The organism is Stakelama saccharophila (assembly GCF_032229225.1).
In the GTDB taxonomy this organism is placed as follows: Bacteria; Pseudomonadota; Alphaproteobacteria; order Sphingomonadales; family Sphingomonadaceae; genus Sphingomonas; species Sphingomonas saccharophila.
In genome coordinates this window covers 2398676-2416214 of record NZ_CP135076.1, presented here as the reverse complement: position 1 = coordinate 2416214, position 17539 = coordinate 2398676, and the positions used below count along the sequence as shown (strand labels likewise).

Here is a 17539-nt window from a genome sequence, read left to right as displayed (position 1 = left end):
CTGCGTCAGGCGACGCGCGAGAGGCTCTGCGGCGCGGGCGACCGGGCCCACCAGTCCGGGTGATCCAGATACCAGCGGCAGGTTCGGTCCAGTCCCTCGGCGAAATCGTGGCGCGGACGAAAGCCCAGCCGATCGGCGATCCGCGAAGCATCGATCGCATAGCGCCGGTCGTGGCCGGGCCGGTCCGCCACGAACCGCTTGAGATCGGCGGTGGGGCGCCCCCCGGCCGCCGGTGCGTCGGGAAAGCGGCGGGCAAGCTCCGGCTGCTCGGCGAAGATGCGGTCGACGAACGAACAGATCGCATCGATTACCGTCAGGTTGGGCACTTCCATGCCGCCGCCGATATTGTAGGTCTCGCCCACCTCCCCGGCGTCCAGGATGCGCGCGATGCCTTCGCAGTGATCGGCGACGTATAACCAGTCGCGCACGTTCATCCCGTCGCCGTAGATCGGCAGCGCCCGGCCGGTCAGCGCATTGGCGAGGAACAGCGGGATCAGTTTTTCCGGGTTCTGGAACGGGCCGAAATTGTTGGAACAATTGCTCGTCGTCACCTGCAGGCCGTAGGTGCGGTGAAAGGCGCGGACGAGGTGGTCCGACGCCGCCTTCGATGCGGCATAAGGCGAATTGGGGGCATAAGGCGTGGTCTCGGTGAAGGGTGGATCGTGCGGTGCCAGGCTGCCGAACACCTCGTCGGTGGAGACATGGTGGAACCGGTGCGGCCGCCCGTCGCCCGAATCGAGCCAGGCCGTCTTGGCCGCCCGCAGCAGCGCCTGGGTTCCCAGCACGTTGGTCCGCACGAACGCGTCCGGATCGGAGATGGAGCGGTCGACATGGCTTTCCGCCGCGAAGTGGACGATCGTATCGATTCCCGCATCCAGCAGCCGGGTGACGAGAGCGGTGTCGGCGATGTCGCCGTGGACGAAGCGGATGTCGGCCACGCCTTCCAGATTGTCGCGCCGCCCGGCATAGGTCAGCGCATCGAGCACCGTGATCGCTTCGTCGGGTCGGGTTTCGCGCCTCAATCGCACGAAATTGGCGCCGATGAAGCCGGCTCCGCCCGTCACCAGCAGATTAGCCATGCCATTCCTCCGGATCCTGCCGCCCCTCGGCGAGCTGGCGCATCAGATAATCGCCATAGCCGCTCTTCAGAAGCGGCGCGGCCAGCGCCTCCAGCGCGGCGTCGTCGATGAAGCCCTGCCGCCACGCGATTTCTTCCGGGCAGGCGATCTTGAGGCCCTGCCGGTCCTCGGTGATGCGCACGAAGAGCCCCGCGTCCAGCAACGATCCGTGCGTACCGGTGTCGAGCCAGGCAAAGCCGCGTCCCATCCGTTCAACCGACAGCTTGCCCGCTTCCAGATAGCGGCGGTTCAGGTCGGTGATCTCATATTCGCCGCGGCTCGACTTGCCGATATCGAGCGCCAGGTGCGGCGCGTCCGCGTCATAGAAATACAGGCCCGTCACGGCCCAGTTCGATCGCGGCGCCTGCGGCTTTTCCTCCAGCGTCAGCGCCCGGCCGTCGCCGTCGAAGGACACCACGCCGTAAGCGCGCGGATCGGCGACGGTATAGCCGAAGACGGTCGCGCCTTCGTTGCGGCGATCGGCGCTGCGCAGGAGCTGGATCAGCCGGTTGCCATGGAAGATGTTGTCGCCCAGGATCATCGCCGAGGGCCCGTCGCCGAGGAAGTCGCGCGCGATCACCAGGGCCTGGGCCAGGCCTTCCGGTTCCGCCTGGACGGCATATTCCAGCGCCATGCCCCATTGCGCGCCATCGCCGAGCAGCGCCTGGAACGCGGGCAGGTCGTGCGGCGTGGTGATGACGAGGACTTCCCGGATCCCCGCCATCATCAGGGCCGATAGCGGATAATAGATCATCGGCTTGTCATAGACCGGCATCAATTGCTTGGAGACGCGCAGCGTCAGCGGATAGAGGCGCGTCGCCGACCCGCCGGCAAGCAGAATACCCTTGCGCCGGCTGGTCAAACCATCGCTCCGGCGCGTCCCGGCGGTCGTGTCGTTCATCGTTTCCCCTACCATATCAGCGGCCGCCACCATGGCACCGCGATCTGAAGAAAGCGTGCACGCCATGCGGCGGGCCGGTGCGGCAAATGCGGACGGCGCCGCCATGCTGCCGCGGCAGGATCGGGTTCGCGGGGTAGGACTGTGCGGCAGTCCGTTTTCGCGCCGGGCTGGCGAGTGCGGCACGAGCGTTTGCGCGGCCCCGTGCCCGAAATGAACATTTGTCCGGCTGGCACGTTGGTGCCCGATCGCAATTTTCCCCGGCGGATGCTCCGCCCACGAAAATGCGAGCCGACCAGGCGGCGGTCGCGATCATTGCGGGCGCCGTCGAGTTGAACAGCGTAAAGGAAAACGGCATGAAAATCATTCGATCGCTGATGACGGCCGGCGCGCTTACCGGGATGTTCGCATCCGGGGCGGCGATGGCTGGCGAAACGACCGCCGCGGCAGGCGCGACCACGGCGCCGACGGCGCAGGTCGCGACCTCCGACGTCCGGCAGTCCGCAAACGTGGACAAGAAGTCGAAGCTTACCGGCGAAGCCATCGTGCCCGTCGGTCTGGCGGCGGCTGCCGTGATCGGCGGCATCGTGATCGCCGTCGATGACGACGACGACGATACGCCCGACAGCGCGGGCTGATCACGTACATCCGGCCCGGTCGCTTCGGCGGCCGGGCCGCGATTCGGATTCGCGGGCGCCGTACGGCGCCTTTTTCATGCCGTGCGTCCGTGCCGCCGGCGCGTGAGAAATGTCACACCGGCTGGAAAATGCGCCATTCTGACCGTTTCTGATGCGAAATCGTCCCGCAAATACTTGAACGGACAGCGCGTCTGTGCGTTAGGGCGGGTGTGGCCGATCCGTAACTTTATGGATTCGGTTGCGTGCGCGGAAGATGTTCGTGATTTTCGTCCGTCTTTTGCAAATCGAACCGTTCTTATCGAAGGGGAGACGGGAATGAAGATGATCCGTACCATGATGACGGCTGGCGCTATCGCCGGACTCGTCGCCTCGACCGGCGCCGCCGCTGCCGAGGCTTCGCACACTGCCAACGCTCTGAAGGCGAACGGCGCGGTCACGACCGCCCAGGTTCGTCAATCGGCCAATGTCGACAAGAAGAGCAAGCTGGCCAGCGGCGCCATCGTTCCGCTGGTGCTCGCGGCCGGTATCGTTGCCGGCGGCGTGATCATCGCCGTCGATGACGACGACGACACGGCTGACAGCGCGGGCTGAGCCCGGCTTTCGACCGACATGAAAAGCCGCCCGTGACCCGCGGGCGGCTTTTTTATTGCGCGAAATCGGCGGATGGCCGAACGCCCGTCCGGTCGCGGCGGCAGGTGTCGGCACCGTGACCTATGCGCGTCTCGCCCGCCTCAGTCGACGCGAGCGGCTTCCACCCGCCCGTCGAGCGCGGCGTTGAGCCGTTCCGGGTCGAGTTGGCCCTCCCATTTGGCGACGACGACCGTGGCGACGGCATTGCCGATGAAGTTGGTGAGGCTGCGGCATTCGGACATGAACCGATCGATGCCCAGGATCAGCGCCATGCCGGCGACGGGGACGGCGGGCACGATGGAGAGCGTCGCGGCGAGAGTGATGAAGCCGGCGCCGGTGACGCCGGCGGCGCCCTTGGACGACAGCATCGCCACGGCAAGCAGCGCCAGTTGTTCGCCCAGCGACAGGTCGACACCGGTGGCCTGGGCGATGAACAGGGCGGCGAGCGTCATGTAGATGTTGGTGCCGTCGAGGTTGAAGCTGTAGCCGGTGGGGATGACCAGGCCGACCACCGCCTTGGCGCAGCCGGCATCCTCCATCTTCTCGATGAGCGCCGGCAGCGCCGCTTCCGACGACGAGGTGCCGAGCACGAGCAGCAGTTCGGCGCGCAGATAGCGGATCAGCTTCAGGATCGAAAAACCCGCGAGCCGTGCCACCGTGCCGAGCACCACGGTCACGAAGAGGATCGCGGTCAGATAGAACAGGCCGACCAACTCGGCGAGATTGGCGAGGCTTTCGACGCCGTAATTGCCGACGGTGAAGGCGATCGCGCCGAACGCGCCGATCGGCGCGAGGCGCATCAGCAGGCCGACAATGCGGAACACCACCGCGCCGATGCGGTCGAGCATGGCGAGGACGGGTTTGCCCGGCTCGCCGATCAGCACCAGCGCGACGCCCGACAGGATCGACACCAGCAGCACCTGCAGAATGTTGTCGCCGACGAGCGGCGACAGGAGCGAGGTGGGGATGATGTTCATCAGGAAGCCCGTCAGCGTCACTTCGTGCGCCTTGCTGGCATAGCTGCTCACCTGCCCGGCATCGAGCGTGGCGGGATCGATGTTGAGGCTGGCGCCGGGCTGTACGGTGTTGGCGACGATCAGGCCGATGATGAGGGCGAGGGTGGAGAAGAACAGGAAATAGACGAACGCCTTCAACGCGACGCGCCCGACCTCGCCCAGGTCGCGAATGCCGGCGATGCCGGTGACCAGCGTGAGGAAGATCACCGGCGCGATGATCATCTTCACCAGCTTGATGAAGGCATCGCCCAGCGGCTTCAGCGACGCGCCCACATCCGGCCAGAAATGCCCGATCACCGCACCGCACGCGATCGCGACCAGTACTTGCAGGTAGAGATGGGACCACCAGCGGGGGCGGGCGACGCTCCGGTCGGGGGAATGCAAAGGCGCGAACTCCTGTAAAGGGTGGCGCATTTTCCTAGCCGCGTCCCGTCGCGATGGAAATGGCGGGCTTTCGGTGCGGCGGGGTTTCAATCGGGTGGCCAGCCCTTATGTTGTCCTCCAAGGCTTTTTGCCGCGTGGCGGGGCCCCGGCGACTTGTATTTCGGCGGATACGATGCTACACGGCGCGGCACGACTGGGAACCTCTGTTCCCGGCGCCATTTTTCATTTCTGGAATTGATCGGAGTCGGACGGCTTTATGCAAATCACGGTACGCGACAACAATGTCGACCAGGCGCTGCGTGCGCTCAAGAAGAAGCTGCAGCGCGAGGGTGTCTACCGCGAGATGAAGCTCCGTCGCCATTATGAAAAGCCGAGCGAGAAGCGTGCGCGCGAGCGTGCGGCGGCGATCCGTCGCGCGCGCAAGCTGGAACGTAAGCGGGCCGAGCGCGACGGCGCACGGTAATTGCGCGGCGGCGAAACTTTCGACTAGTTTCGCCGCGAATGATGTGAAGTTAACGTCGGCGCGGTAGGCGCGCCGGTTCCTCTCGCCGGGATTCAGCCATGTCCGTCACCGCCGTTCCGCTTCAGCCGGTAAAGCGCAGCTATATTGTCTGGCTGTGGCTCGGCATCATCGCTGCGGTGGTCGCGGCCTGTCTGCTCGCGTGGCAGGCCAGCGCCAAGAGCACCGATTCGGGGCTTCGCTACATGGCGATGGAGCAAGGCACCGGCGAACATCCCACCGACGATGACGTGGCGCTCGTCACCTATGTCGGGCGGCTCCCGAACGGTGAGGTCTTCGACCGGTCCGAACGGCCGGTTCCGATGCCGGTTTCGGGTGTCGTTCCGGGGTTCAGCGAGGGCCTGAAGCTGATGCGCAAGGGCGCCCGCTACCGCCTGTGGATCCCGGCCGATCTCGGCTACGGTGCGAAGAGCCCCGACCCGTCGACCATTCCGCCGAATTCCGATCTGATCTTCGACGTCCAACTCCTCGAATTCATCCCGCAGCAGATGTACCAGCAGATGATGCAGATGCAGATGATGCGCGGCGGCGGTGCTGGTCAGGGAATGCCTCCGACCGGGCAATAACCGCTTTTGCGCGGAATCGCCCGGTGGGGGATAGCATAGCGCTCTCGCGCAAAGAGGCGGGGCCATGGACGCGCTGCCCGTCCGATTGACGACCGTGAAGCGCTTTACCGGACCCGATATGGCCCGAGTAATCTGCGCGGTTTCGTGGTGCGTTCCGGATCGTCCGAACCGCCGCCCGGTATCTCACTCGCTTCCTCTCGAAGCCCGCAATCGCCAAATAGCCGTATTTGCCGCACCTTGCGTCCAAGCCTGGAAAGACGGGCACCCCCGATTTTCCGCATCACCTCAACCGGGCGCAAAAAAAGAGCGCGAAAGCCGAAGCTTCGCGCTCTTTTCGATATGATGGCAGCGATGGCTCAGCCGGCGCTGTCAGCTTCCTCGTCATCGTCGCTGGCAACCACGACCACGCCGGCAATGACGGCGGCCGCGGCGAGACCCGCAACGATATAGCTGCTCGAGCCGGCCAGCTTGCTGTCCTTGCTGACGGCCTTCGAGGCGCGGACGTTGCTGAGAGCCGCAAGCTTGGCGGCCGACTGGGCGTCGGCCGAATTGGCGACCGGCGCGGCGAATGCCATCGACGAAGCCATGACACCGACGGCGGCCGTCATCGACGCCGCATACTTGAAAATCCGCATATATTGCTCCCTTTTAACTCTGGCGAGACCCAGGTCTGAATATACAATTCATTCCGAAAGGCAACCGTTGATGCAGGGCCGGATGGGTGTATTGCGACAGATGATGCAAAGGGAGCGGCAGATTTGCAACATGCGGGTTCGGGTACAGCGTGTGGAAAGCCCTGAATGGTTAGCATTTCCGGTATGCCGGTGATTCGCGGTGTCTTTTTGCTGCTCGCTTGCGCCCTCGCGGGCTGTTCGACGCTCCACGGCGGAACCGCTCGACCGCCGATCGAGGTCGTCACCACGTTGCGCCAGGCGGACGTTCGCGTTCGATCCGTATTCGACCGGTTGGCACGGGCGAATGTCGGCCATTGCGCGGCGGTTCGTCCGGAAATAGGCCTCATCCTGTTCACGCCCGGCCAGTATGATGCGGGCTATCGTGACGCCCTGCGCACGCTGTACGGCACGACGGCGCGGCTCGGTGTGGAGGCCGTGCTGCCCGGAAGCCCCGCGGCGTCGGCCGGCCTGCGTTCGGGCGATGCCATCACCGCCATCGATGGCGCTCCCATCCCTGAGGAAAGCGGTGTCGCACTGCTCGATGCGGCGACCGAGCAGATGGAGCAGGCCGCCGCGGATGGAAAGGCCACCCTGACGGTGCGTGATGCCGATGGCGAAAGGAGCGCCATGATCGTGCCGCGCCGCACCTGTGACGCCTATATCGATCTGAAGGTCGACGACGACCGCGACGCGGGAACCGACGGCAAAACGATCCAGCTCACCACGGGATTGTTGAACATGGTCCCGTCGGATGACCAGTTGGCCGCCGTGATCGCGCACGAATTCGCGCATATCGTGCTTCGCCATCCCGAACGGATGGAATCCGCCGACGTGGGAACGGGGCTTTTCGCGGGGATCGGGAAGAACGGCGCCATCGTCCGCCGCACCGAGCGCGAAGCCGACGAATTGAGCGTCTTCCTGATGGCGAATGCGGGATTCGATCCGCATGCCGCCGCCGCTTTCTGGCGCGGACCGGGACGAAAACTCGGCGGGTTCCTGTCCGACGGCACGCATGCCGGCGCCGACGAACGTGCGGAACTGCTGGATTCGATGGTCCCCCGGCTCAGCGGGCAGGACGACGAATTCTGGGAAAAGCTGATCGCCAGCCGCGATCGTCCGCTGCGCTGAATTCAGCTCGCGAGCCTGACCGGCGGTTCGCCCGATGCGACCGCCGGCTGGTCGGGCCAGATGCCGCGGGCGTCATAGACATGCTTGCCGGCGCGTTCGTCGAGCGGGATGGACTTGAACAGTTCGTGGTCGACCAGCGCCACAAAGCCGGGGCAGGTCTCGATCGCCTGATCGATGTCGACCAGCGTCGCCCCGGTGCCGTCGAACAGTGCCGGCAGCGAGGCGGCATAGGGTTCGACGATGCGGATACGCTCGCCATAACGCTGTGCGAGGTGATGCGCGATCTTCATCGCCGGGCTTTCCCGGAAATCGTCGATATTCGCCTTGAAGGCGAGGCCGAGGCACGCGATGGGCGCGCCGGACAGGCTTTCGACCAGCGCCTCGGCGCGACCGATGGCATAGCCCACCTTGCCGTCGTTCACGTTTCGCGCGGTGCGGATGAGCGGTGTCTGCTCCGGGGCTCCGTGCACGAGGAACCAGGGGTCGACGGCGATGCAATGGCCGCCGACCCCGGGCCCGGGAGAAAGGATGTTCACGCGCGGATGGCGGTTGGCGAGGCGGATGACCTCCCAGATATCGACGCCCATGTGATCCGCGACGATGGAAAGTTCGTTGGCGAAGGCGATATTGACGTCGCGAAACGCGTTTTCGGCGAGTTTCGTCATTTCCGCCGCCCGCGCCGTCGTCGTGACGCAGGCGCCGCGCACGAAGCGGCGGTAGAATTGCAGCGCCTTGCGCGCGCACCGCGGCGTGATGCCGCCGATCACCCGATCGTTGTCGATCAGTTCGACCAGGATGCGCCCGGGCAGGACGCGCTCGGGACAATAAGCGATGGCGATATCGGGTGTGCCGGTGCAGTGGCCGGGAACCTTCAGATCGGGGCGAAGCTGCGCCAGCAGTTCGGCGACCTTGTCGGTCGTGCCGATGGGCGAGGTCGATTCGAGGATGACGAGGTTGCCGGCCTCGATGGCAGCGGCGACGTTGGTGGCAGCCTGAAGCACATAGCCGATATTGGGCACCTTGTCGTCGTCGAACGGCGTCGGCACGGCGATGACGAAGATGTCGGCTCGCTCGATCCGGGTCGAAGCCCGCAGGGTGCCGCGCGCGACCACACCGGAAACGAGCCCGTCGAGGTCGATTTCCTCGATATGCACCTTGCCGGAATTGACGGTCGCGACGACGTTTTCATCAACGTCGATGCCAAGCACCCGCGCGCCGGATCGTGCGATCACCGCGGCGGTGGGGAGGCCGATATAGCCCAGTCCTACGACGATGACCTTGGGTTCAGATTCCGGAACCATTCGCGACGACCCTTGCAATCCGTTGTGCAGCCTGGCCGTCGCCGAACGGATTGTGGGCGCGGGCCATGGCCGAATAGGCTTGCTTGTCGCGCAACAGGGTTGAGATTTCGGAAACGATGCGAGCCGCATCGGTGCCGACCAGTTTTGCGGTGCCGGATTCCACACCTTCGGGCCGTTCGGTGGTTTCGCGCATGACCAGAACGGGCTTGCCGAGGGCCGGCGCCTCTTCCTGTACGCCGCCCGAATCGGTGAGTACGACGTGCGCGAGGTCGAGCGCCCGGATGAAATGCGGATAATCGAGCGGGTCGATGCGCGCGATATTGTTCCGCGCCCCCAGCCTGGCGTCCATCACCGAGACCACGCCGGGATTGGGGTGCATGGGGAACAGGACTGCGGTATCGGGCAGGTCGGCGATGTCGGCGATCGCGCGCGCGATTTCTTCCATGCCGTCGCCGAAATTTTCCCGCCGATGGGTGGTGACGAGCACGATTCGCTTGTTGCGGAAGCGTTCCGCGATGGCGTCGAGGCCCTGCGCCAATGCCGGACTTTCGGAGATGCGCGCCAGCGTCGCGTGCAGCGCATCGATCACCGTATTCCCCGTAACGTGAATGCGCGCCGGCGCCACGGCCTCGGCGATCAGATTGGCCGAAGCGCTCTCGGTCGGCGCGAAATGCTGGTCGGCGATGGCGCCGATGATCTTGCGGTTCACCTCCTCCGGCCAGGGATGATAGATGTCGTGCGACCGCAGGCCCGCCTCGACATGGCTGACCGGGATCTTGCGATAATAAGCGCACAGTGCGCCGACCATCGCGGTGGCCGTGTCCCCCTGGACGACGACCCGGTCCGGCCGTGTCCGGTCCATGGCCTGGCCGATGCCGGTCAGCAGTCGCGCCGTGAGCGAATCGAGGCTCTGGCCCGGCTGCATCACGTTTAGATCCATGTCCGGCTCGATACCCGCGATGGTCAGGACCTGGTCGAGCAAGGAACGATGCTGTGCCGTGACACAGGTCGTCACTTTCAGACCGGCGGTCGCGTTCAGGGCATGAACGACCGGAAAAAGCTTGATCGCTTCAGGCCGGGTGCCGAATACGACGAGGACTTTTGCGTTGGTGGCCATGCCGCCCCTCTAGCGGCACGGGTTTAAGAGGGCGCTAACTGTCGCCGGCGCGCCGCGAAGGAGGTGGGCCGGATCTTCGTGAGACATATGGGAGATTACGTTCGATGAGTTTCAAGCCGCTGCGCAAGGCCGTATTTCCGGTTGCTGGATTGGGCACCCGCTTCCTGCCGGCAACCAAGGCGGTGCCGAAGGAGATGCTTCCCGTCGTCGACAAGCCGTTGATCCAATATGCGGTCGATGAAGCGCGGGAGGCGGGGATCGAGCAGATGATCTTCGTCACCGGTCGCGGGAAATCGGCGCTGGAGGATCATTTCGACATCGCATTCGAACTCGAATCGACGATGCAGGAGCGCGGCAAGTCGCTGGAGCCTCTGGAAGGCACCCGTCTGAAACCCGGTGCACTGGCCTATGTCCGGCAGCAGGAGCCGCTCGGTCTGGGCCATGCGGTCTGGTGCGCGCGCGACATCATCGGCGACGAACCCTTCGCGGTGCTGCTGCCCGACGATTTCATGGTGGGCGAGCCGGGATGCCTGAAGCAGATGGTGGAAGCCTATAACCAGGTCGGGGGCAATCTGATCTGCGCCATGGAGGTGCCGGACGAAGCGACCGGGAAATACGGGATCATCACGCCCGGCCGACGTGACGGTGCGCTTACCGAGGTGAAGGGACTGGTGGAAAAGCCGAAGGCGGGGACGGCGCCATCGAATCTGGCCGTTATCGGGCGCTATGTCCTGCAGCCGGAAGTGATGCGCATCCTGGAAACGCAAGGGGCCGGCGCCGGCGGCGAGATTCAGCTTACCGATGCGATGGCGCAGATGATCGGCAACCAGCCGTTCCACGGCGTCACGTTCGACGGCGTTCGCCACGATTGCGGGGATAAAGCGGGATTTCTGCATGCCAATATCGCCGTGGCTTTCGGTCGCGAAGATGTCGGCCCGTCGGTACGTGATTTCGCGCGCGCACACCTGGACGGGTGATGCCGCCGGGGTAGAGCTACGCGATCGTCAGACGGTCTTCCCCGAGTTCGCTCAGGAGCTGGATGAGGCCGCCGGGCTCGACCGCCTCGACCAGGTCCGCCACGCCGAGATCGTGGCTCGCCAGGCCGGACTGGCAGGCCATGATCGTCACCCCCGTTTCCCGAGCGGTCCGGACGGCCTCCAGCCGCGCGGCGGGCGCATGCTTGTGCAACAGCGGTACAGCGTCCTTATGGGCATATAGCCGGGTGCGCGCGCCCAGCGCCGCATGGGCGCTGGCGATGGCGAGGGCGGCATCGAAACGATCGGCGTCGCCGGTCGCGACGATGATGGTCAACCCCCGCATGCCGGGCATCCGGGGTCCTTCGGCAGGGCAAGCGTGCGAAAGCGCAGCGCGAGCGTGTCGGCGATCAGCAGCTTGCCCGCGCTGTCTTCGCCGAACGGGGCGATGGCACGAATCGCCTCCAGCGCGGCCAGGCTGCCGATGACGCCGGTAAGGGCGCCGAGAACCCCTTGTTCCGAACAACTGACGCCGGCGCGATCGGGGTCTGCGCCGGTGAAGCAGCGATAGCAGGGTTTGTCCGGTTCCCAGCCACGGAACAGGCCGAGCTGTCCTTCGAACTCTCCGACCGCTGCGGAGACCAGGGGGATGCGGGCGGCCAGCGCGGCATCGGCGACCGCCAGGCGCGTCGGGAAATTGTCGCAGCCGTCCAGCACGACATCGGCGTCACCCAGCAGGCCGGACGCGGTGTCAGGGGTCAGCCGCTCCCGGCGGGCCGTCACGGCAACATCCGGATTCAGCGCCTTCAGGCGGTGGATCGCGGCGTCGGCCTTGAACCGGTCGATATCGTCGGTGGCGAACAACGTCTGGCGTTGCAGGTTGCTGAGGTCGACCCGGTCATCGTCGACAATCGTCAATCGACCGACGCCTGCGGCGGCGAGATATTGCAATGCCGGCGAGCCGATCCCGCCGGCGCCGATGACGGCAACATGCGCGTCGAGCAGGCGCCGCTGTCCGGCCCCGCCGATCTCCTTCAGGATGATGTGCCGGGCATAGCGTTCGAGTTGCGCATCGGTGAGCGTCATGCCTTCCAGGCGAACGTCACGCTTGCGCGATACCAGCCCGACGCATCGCCGGCCGAGGGCAGCAGGTTTTTCCGCGCGAAGCTGCTGATGAGCCCCGCGGCATATTGTTCGATCGTGGGACAGTTGATCGCACGCGGAATCGTCGCACGGATCGAACCGTTAGGAGCCAGCAGCACAGCGACGTCGACATGCATGACGTAGCGTCCTTCGACGATCCGCGGTTTGCGACAGTTCCCGGCCTGCGTTTCATGGGCGACAAACCGGGTCATCAGCGGCGTCACGGTGGGCGTTTCGCGCAAGGGCAGGGGCGCCAGTGCTTCCCAATCGACGGGCACCGTCAGATGCGGCGTGCCGGCCGCCGGCTGCTGCGGCATCACGGCGACAAGTGCCACCAGGGGAAGCATCGCATTCACCGGCCGGTCGATCCGAAACCGCCGCTGCCGCGCGCCGTATCGTCGAGTTCGGCGACTTCGGCGAGCATCGCGCGCTGCACCGGCGCCGGTACGAGCTGGGCGATGCGATCTCCGGGCGTGACGTCGAACGGCGTATCGCCGAGATTGGCGAGGATGACCTTCACCTCGCCGCGATAGTCGCTGTCGATGGTGCCGGGCGTGTTGAGACAGGTTATGCCGTGCTTGAGCGCCAGACCGGACCGCGGCCGTACCTGCACCTCATAGCCGGGCGGAATGGCGATGGCGAACCCGGTCGCCACGGCGCGGCGGCTGCCGGGTGCAAGGGTGAGCGTCTCCGCCGCCACGATGTCCATCCCCGCGGCCCCGTCGCTCGCATAGTGCGGCAGGGGCAGGCCGGCCCCGTGCGGCAGCCGTTTGAACGCGATGTGGATCGGCCCGGTCACGGCGTCTTCTCCGGCAGTGCGGCCGCAAGCCGGGTGACAGCCGTCACCACTTCCGGATCCTCCAGCGTCACGGTCGCCTTGCCGGGAAGGATGCGGAAATCGGTAGCGATGCCGCGAAGCGCCAGAGCTTCCGCATAGGGCCTGGAAAAGCGGCTGGGCGTCCGTTCGTCATCGGCGCCGACGATGATCGCCGCACGCAGGCGCGTCGACACGCCGCCGGCCGTCTGAAGCGGATCAAGGCTATCCACCGGCGCGTTCCAGCGGCCTTCGGGTTCGCGCTGCGCCATGTAGCGCCGCCATTCCGGAAGCGTGCAGGGACATGATACAAGCGCCATGCCGTCGACCAGGTCGGGGCGGGTGCCCGCAAGGTCCGCGGCTATGGCCGCACCGCCGCCGGAGCCTATCAGGACGGTGCGGGCGGTGGGATAGCGGCGTTTATAGGCGCTTATCGCCTGTGCGACCCGGTCCATGCGATCGCGGGTGATACGGTCGCCATTGCCGATGCCGCGATCCCCCGGCGAGGCGTTGCCGACGTCGTCGGAGAAACCGGGCCGCAGCAGCGCGACCGCCAGACTGTCGGGCACGGCGTCGCTGATCGCTTGTGCCGCCTGATAGCCGACAGCAGCGCCGTCGTCGCCGTTCAGCACGAACGCCAGCGTGCGCACGTCCGACGGGTCCTGCTCACCGAAGCTGCGCGCGTACAGGTCCGTCACCGGCGGTGCCGGCGGCGCCTGCACGTGCATGCAGCCGGCCAATGCAATCGGCAGCAGCGCCTGGAGCCAGGTCCTACAACGCATCGCCGATCCTTTCCGCCAACCGTTCGCCCACTTCGCGCTTGTCGAGCAGTTCCCAGTCTTCCACGCCGTCGGCGGTAACAAGATGCACGCGGTTCGTCTCCCCGCCCATCACATCGCCCGAAACGTCGTTCGCCACAATCCAGTCCGCGTTTTTCCGTGTTCGTTTGGCGATGGCATGCGCAACAATATCCTGTGTTTCCGCCGCAAAACCGATCAGCAGCCTCGGCCGTCTCGGACTTTCGCCCAGCATCGCCAGGATGTCGGGTGTTTCCTGGAATTGCAGCGCCGGCGCCGTGCCGGTCTTCTTGATCTTTTGTTCGGCCGCCTCGACGCGCCAGTCGGCCACGGCCGCGACCATTACCGCGATGTCCGCCGGCAGCGCTGCCGCGACGGCGTTCGCCATTTCGTGCGCGGTTTCGACGTCCACCCGCGTCACGCCCGGCGGCGTCGGCAGGGCGACGGGGCCGCTCACCAGCGTTACCCGCGCGCCGCGCGCGGCCAGCGCCTCGGCGATGGCGAAGCCCTGCCGCCCGGACGACCGGTTGGCGATGTAGCGCACGGGGTCGATCGGCTCGCGCGTGGGGCCGGCGGTCACCAGCGCATGCTTGCCGGCAAGCGGTCCGTCCGGCGCAATGCGGTTGCCCAGTGCATTCTCGATCGCCTCCAGGATGCGCGTCGGTTCCGGCAGCCGGCCTGGGCCGTATTCGCCGCACGCCATCGCGCCGTTATCGGGGGCGAGCACCGTGACACCGTCGGCGCGAAGTTGCGCCACGTTGCGCCGGGTCGCGGCATGCTGCCACATGCGCACGTTCATCGCCGGCGCCGTGAGCACAGGCTTGTCGGTCGCGAGCAACAGCGTGCTGGCGAGGTCGTCGGCCTGCCCGCCGGCCATCCGCGCCAGCAGATCGGCCGTCGCCGGCGCCACGACGACGAGGTCGGCCTCCCTGCTGAGCTGGATGTGGCCCATTTCGGCCTCGTCCTTCAGGTCCCACAAGCTGGTGTGGACCGGCTGTTCGGACAGCGCCGCAAGCGTCATGGGGGTGACGAACTGCGCCCCCGCGTCGGTCAGGACGCAGCGGACCGAGAGGCCCGCCTTGCGCGCGAGCCGGATCAGTTCGCACGCCTTGTACGCGGCGATGCCGCCGCCGACGATCAGCAGGATGCGCTTCATCGCGTGATCCTCTGCACCCGAACGTGGCGTCTGTCGAGGGCGGCGCTGACCAGATCGCGCACGCCATCGGGCAGGAAGGCGAGGCCGATCGGAAATGCCGGGGCGACGAGAAGCGCCCAATAGAAATTGTCCTGGCGCGCCGCGATGCCGACGAGCAGCGCATAGGCGGCGAACACCGCCAGCGCGCGGATTGCCAACGGATCGTCCCAGGCTGCCCAGCCCCACCATGCACCCGCGACCAGGATCGCGCCCAGCCAAAGCGGTAGCGCCTGAAGCGCGGTGGACAGGATGAGCGCGCGGGTGAAGAAGCCGAAACCGTTCAGCCCCGCCCAACCCGGCGATGCGGGATCGAGCGGTCCGACCACCTGCGACACCGCATAGGCATGCAGGCCGACGGCGACGGCGAAGATCGCCAGCGCGGCGCCCCAGCCCGCCAGTTCGCCACGTCGTCCGCTGCGGAATGCGAACAGTGCCATGATGATCGTGTAAAGCGCAGCGGTTTCGCGGATCAGCATCGCCATCAACGCCACCGCGATCGATTCCAGCCAGCGGTCCGGTCGCCACAGCGCGAGCGACAATGCGATCAGTTGCGCGGCCCATATTTCGTGGAATGCGGCTATGTCGGTTTGCACGCATGCCAGCATGCCCGCCATCAGCGCCACCATGGCCGCAGCGAGCGGGGCCGGCCGGGCGGCCAGTGCATCACGCAGCCGCACGAACCAGGCGGCGGCGACGCAGGCGGCGAGGAGGTAGAGGAGCATGGCGACTCCCCAGGCGGGAAGGGCGGCCTCGACCACCGCCAAGGTCGGCAGGCGGAAGGTGAAGAAGGGCTTCAGCGGGAAATTGCCGGCGCGCAGGGCCTCCACCGCCACGCCGTAATAGTCGCCGCCGGCGCGCAGGCCGCTGACGATTGATCCGTACAGATAGATGTCTTGCTGACCCGCCGGCGGTGCGTTGCCGCTCATGCCGTCGCCCGGTGCGGCCGTGCCGAGCGTGGTCAGGCAGAACAGGATGAGCACGCCCAGCGCGATCAGCACGGTGATGGCCGGTCCCCGCGCCAGGCCGGCGAACCGGCTTGGGCGCCGCAGCCAGACAGGCGGCGCGCCCCGCACCATCAGGAATGTACGGCCAACAGCGTCGCGGCGATGCTGACCGCCGCGGTCACCGCCGCGACCGCGATATAGCGCCAGCCGCCGCCGACCCGCACGATCTCGATGTCCTTCAAGGGCGGGGAAGGCGGGGCGCCGCCGGGCGAGGGATAGCGCGCTTCCAGATTGCGCACGAGTTGCGGCAGGCGGGCGATAGTGCGGAAATCCTCGATCAGCTTGTCGGCGATCGCGGCTTCCGGGCCGAGTTCGGTGCGTATCCATTCCCGCACGAAGGGCGCGGCGGTTTCCCACAGGTTGATGTCGGGGTCGAGCGTCGTGGCGACGCCCTCGATCATCACCATGGTCTTTTGCAGCAGGAGTAGATGCGGCTGCGTCTGCATGTCGAAATCGCGGGTGATGTTGAACAGCGAGTCCAGCATCATGCCGATCGACATGTCCTTGACCGGCATGCCGCGCACCGGCTCGCCGACCGCGCGCAGGGCCGTGGCGAATTCGGCGACATTGTGGTGGGCGGGGACATAGCCCGCCTCGAAGTGAATCTCGGCGACGCGCTTATAGTCGCCCGTGATCAGTCCATAGAGAATTTCGGCCAGCCAGACGCGTGCCCGCCGGTCGATCCGGCCCATGATGCCGAAATCGATCGCAGCGATGCGCCCGTCCGCCAGCGCGAACAGGTTCCCCTGGTGCATGTCGGCGTGGAAGAAGCCCTCGGCAATGGCCTGGCGCAGGAAGGCGCGGACCAGGCGCGCGGCGAGCAGGGAAACATCGTGGCCGGCCTCGATCAGCGCGTCGCGGTTCGACAATTTGATGCCGTCGACCCATTCGAGCGTCATCACCCGGCCGGTGGTACGCTGCCAATCGATCGCCGGCACGACAAAGTCGGGTTCCGCCTCCATGCCGACGGCGAGTTCCGATGCCGAGGCCGCTTCGCGCCGAAGATCGAGTTCGCGCGCGGTCCAGCGTTTGAACGTCTCGATCACGAGTCGCGGCCGCAGTCGCGCGGCTTCTCCGCCCATCGCCTCGACCTGGGCCGCGGCCCATTCATAGGTGTCGATGGCGCGCGCGAATTCGGCTTCGATGCCGGGGCGCAGAACCTTGATCGCGACCCGTCTTCCATCGGTGGTCACGGCACGGTGGACCTGCGCGATCGAGGCGGCGCCGATGGGTATTTCCTCGATCTCGTCGAACAGCTCCTCGATCGGCCGGCCGAAGCTCGACCGGATTTCCTCGCATATGATCGTGAAATCGACCGGGGGAAGCGCATCCTGCAGCCGCAGGAGGTCGCGCGCGGCCTGCTCGCCGACCAGGTCGGGCCGGGTCGCCAGCGTCTGGCCCAGCTTGATGGCGGCGGGGCCGATCTCCTGAAAAGCATCGGCATAGCGCGGCGTCCTGGGAACGCGCGCGCCCATCCGGGCGATCCGCGCCAGCCGCCGGATCGGCCTGGGCGTGTTGCGGTCTTCCTCAATCCCCGTCAGCGCGCCGTGACGCGCGAGGATACGCCCCCATTTCAAGAGCCGGAACAGATGCACCAATGGCGCGGTCACGCGGTCGGCACC

Annotated in this window: 20 protein-coding genes; 6 read left to right on the top strand and 14 right to left on the bottom strand. The window is 66.3% G+C overall.

Annotation, left to right across the window (positions count from 1 at the left end):
• Window positions 1-5: 5 nt before the first annotated feature.
• Both rfbB and rfbA read right to left on the bottom strand, forming a co-directional pair.
• Window positions 6-1079: a dTDP-glucose 4,6-dehydratase gene (gene rfbB, locus RPR59_RS11215; RefSeq protein ID WP_313914060.1), complete on the bottom strand. Its 1074-nt coding sequence runs from the start codon at window positions 1077-1079 to the stop codon at window positions 6-8.
• Window positions 1072-2019: a glucose-1-phosphate thymidylyltransferase RfbA gene (gene rfbA, locus RPR59_RS11210; RefSeq protein WP_313914057.1), complete on the bottom strand. Its 948-nt coding sequence runs from the start codon at window positions 2017-2019 to the stop codon at window positions 1072-1074. Before rfbA ends, rfbB begins: the two co-directional genes overlap by 8 nt.
• Window positions 2020-2372: 353 nt before the next feature.
• Here rfbA and RPR59_RS11205 point away from each other — a divergent pair, with 353 nt between their 5' ends.
• Window positions 2373-2654: a hypothetical protein gene (locus RPR59_RS11205; RefSeq protein ID WP_313914055.1), complete on the top strand. Its 282-nt coding sequence runs from the start codon at window positions 2373-2375 to the stop codon at window positions 2652-2654.
• Between the two features lie 315 nt (window positions 2655-2969).
• Window positions 2970-3245: a hypothetical protein gene (locus RPR59_RS11200; protein WP_313914053.1), complete on the top strand. Its 276-nt coding sequence runs from the start codon at window positions 2970-2972 to the stop codon at window positions 3243-3245.
• 140 nt (window positions 3246-3385) lie between these two features.
• Here the strand turns inward: RPR59_RS11200 and RPR59_RS11195 are convergent, their stop codons facing one another.
• Window positions 3386-4684, bottom strand: coding sequence for a dicarboxylate/amino acid:cation symporter (locus RPR59_RS11195; protein ID WP_432280259.1), 1299 nt, complete (start codon window positions 4682-4684; stop codon window positions 3386-3388).
• 256 nt (window positions 4685-4940) lie between these two features.
• Between RPR59_RS11195 and rpsU the strand changes: the two genes are divergently transcribed.
• Together rpsU and RPR59_RS11185 are read left to right on the top strand one after the other, a co-directional pair.
• Window positions 4941-5147, top strand: a complete 207-nt coding sequence (rpsU, locus tag RPR59_RS11190; RefSeq protein WP_313914048.1) for a 30S ribosomal protein S21 — start codon at window positions 4941-4943, stop codon at window positions 5145-5147.
• A gap of 98 nt (window positions 5148-5245) precedes the next feature.
• On the top strand, window positions 5246-5770 hold the full coding sequence (locus tag RPR59_RS11185) for an FKBP-type peptidyl-prolyl cis-trans isomerase (protein WP_313914046.1): 525 nt from the start codon (window positions 5246-5248) through the stop codon (window positions 5768-5770).
• A 356-nt stretch (window positions 5771-6126) separates the two neighbouring features.
• Here the strand turns inward: RPR59_RS11185 and RPR59_RS11180 are convergent, their stop codons facing one another.
• Window positions 6127-6378: a hypothetical protein gene (locus tag RPR59_RS11180; protein WP_313914044.1), complete on the bottom strand. Its 252-nt coding sequence runs from the start codon at window positions 6376-6378 to the stop codon at window positions 6127-6129.
• Between the two features lie 192 nt (window positions 6379-6570).
• Here RPR59_RS11180 and RPR59_RS11175 point away from each other — a divergent pair, with 192 nt between their 5' ends.
• Complete coding sequence (locus RPR59_RS11175; RefSeq protein ID WP_313914043.1) at window positions 6571-7572, top strand: M48 family metallopeptidase; 1002 nt, start codon at window positions 6571-6573, stop codon at window positions 7570-7572.
• A 2-nt stretch (window positions 7573-7574) separates the two neighbouring features.
• Here RPR59_RS11175 and wecC read toward each other — a convergent pair whose 3' ends face one another.
• Together wecC and wecB are read right to left on the bottom strand one after the other, a co-directional pair.
• Window positions 7575-8873 (bottom strand): UDP-N-acetyl-D-mannosamine dehydrogenase, encoded by a 1299-nt coding sequence (wecC, locus tag RPR59_RS11170; RefSeq protein WP_313914041.1) that lies wholly within the window; start codon window positions 8871-8873, stop codon window positions 7575-7577.
• A complete protein-coding gene (gene wecB, locus RPR59_RS11165; RefSeq protein WP_313914039.1) occupies window positions 8857-9990 on the bottom strand; it encodes a non-hydrolyzing UDP-N-acetylglucosamine 2-epimerase in 1134 nt (377 codons plus the stop codon). The genes wecC and wecB overlap by 17 nt, the downstream gene beginning before the upstream one ends.
• 104 nt (window positions 9991-10094) lie before the next feature.
• Between wecB and galU the strand changes: the two genes are divergently transcribed.
• A complete protein-coding gene (galU, locus tag RPR59_RS11160; protein ID WP_313914037.1) occupies window positions 10095-10967 on the top strand; it encodes a UTP--glucose-1-phosphate uridylyltransferase GalU in 873 nt (290 codons plus the stop codon).
• 16 nt (window positions 10968-10983) lie between these two features.
• Here galU and RPR59_RS11155 read toward each other — a convergent pair whose 3' ends face one another.
• Genes RPR59_RS11155 through ubiB form a run of 8 tightly spaced genes read right to left on the bottom strand, consistent with a single transcriptional unit; the run spans window position 10984 to window position 17527 of the window.
• Complete coding sequence (locus RPR59_RS11155; protein ID WP_313914035.1) at window positions 10984-11310, bottom strand: DsrE family protein; 327 nt, start codon at window positions 11308-11310, stop codon at window positions 10984-10986.
• Window positions 11298-12050, bottom strand: a complete 753-nt coding sequence (locus tag RPR59_RS11150; protein ID WP_313914032.1) for a HesA/MoeB/ThiF family protein — start codon at window positions 12048-12050, stop codon at window positions 11298-11300. The genes RPR59_RS11155 and RPR59_RS11150 overlap by 13 nt, the downstream gene beginning before the upstream one ends.
• The gene (locus RPR59_RS11145) at window positions 12047-12442 is read right to left on the bottom strand and encodes a hypothetical protein (RefSeq protein WP_313914030.1); all 396 of its coding nucleotides are present in this window, start codon (window positions 12440-12442) and stop codon (window positions 12047-12049) included. The genes RPR59_RS11150 and RPR59_RS11145 overlap by 4 nt, the downstream gene beginning before the upstream one ends.
• A 17-nt stretch (window positions 12443-12459) precedes the next feature.
• Window positions 12460-12906, bottom strand: a complete 447-nt coding sequence (dut, locus tag RPR59_RS11140; protein WP_313914028.1) for a dUTP diphosphatase — start codon at window positions 12904-12906, stop codon at window positions 12460-12462.
• Complete coding sequence (locus RPR59_RS11135) at window positions 12903-13703, bottom strand: alpha/beta hydrolase (RefSeq protein ID WP_313914026.1); 801 nt, start codon at window positions 13701-13703, stop codon at window positions 12903-12905. Before RPR59_RS11135 ends, dut begins: the two co-directional genes overlap by 4 nt.
• Window positions 13693-14874, bottom strand: coding sequence for a bifunctional phosphopantothenoylcysteine decarboxylase/phosphopantothenate--cysteine ligase CoaBC (coaBC, locus tag RPR59_RS11130; protein WP_313914024.1), 1182 nt, complete (start codon window positions 14872-14874; stop codon window positions 13693-13695). The genes RPR59_RS11135 and coaBC overlap by 11 nt, the downstream gene beginning before the upstream one ends.
• Window positions 14871-15989 carry a hypothetical protein gene (locus RPR59_RS11125; RefSeq protein WP_313914022.1) on the bottom strand — a complete coding sequence of 373 codons (1119 nt, stop codon included), beginning with the start codon at window positions 15987-15989 and terminating at the stop codon, window positions 14871-14873. Before RPR59_RS11125 ends, coaBC begins: the two co-directional genes overlap by 4 nt.
• On the bottom strand, window positions 15989-17527 hold the full coding sequence (gene ubiB / locus RPR59_RS11120; RefSeq protein WP_313914020.1) for a 2-polyprenylphenol 6-hydroxylase: 1539 nt from the start codon (window positions 17525-17527) through the stop codon (window positions 15989-15991). Before ubiB ends, RPR59_RS11125 begins: the two co-directional genes overlap by 1 nt.
• Window positions 17528-17539: the final 12 nt, after the last annotated feature.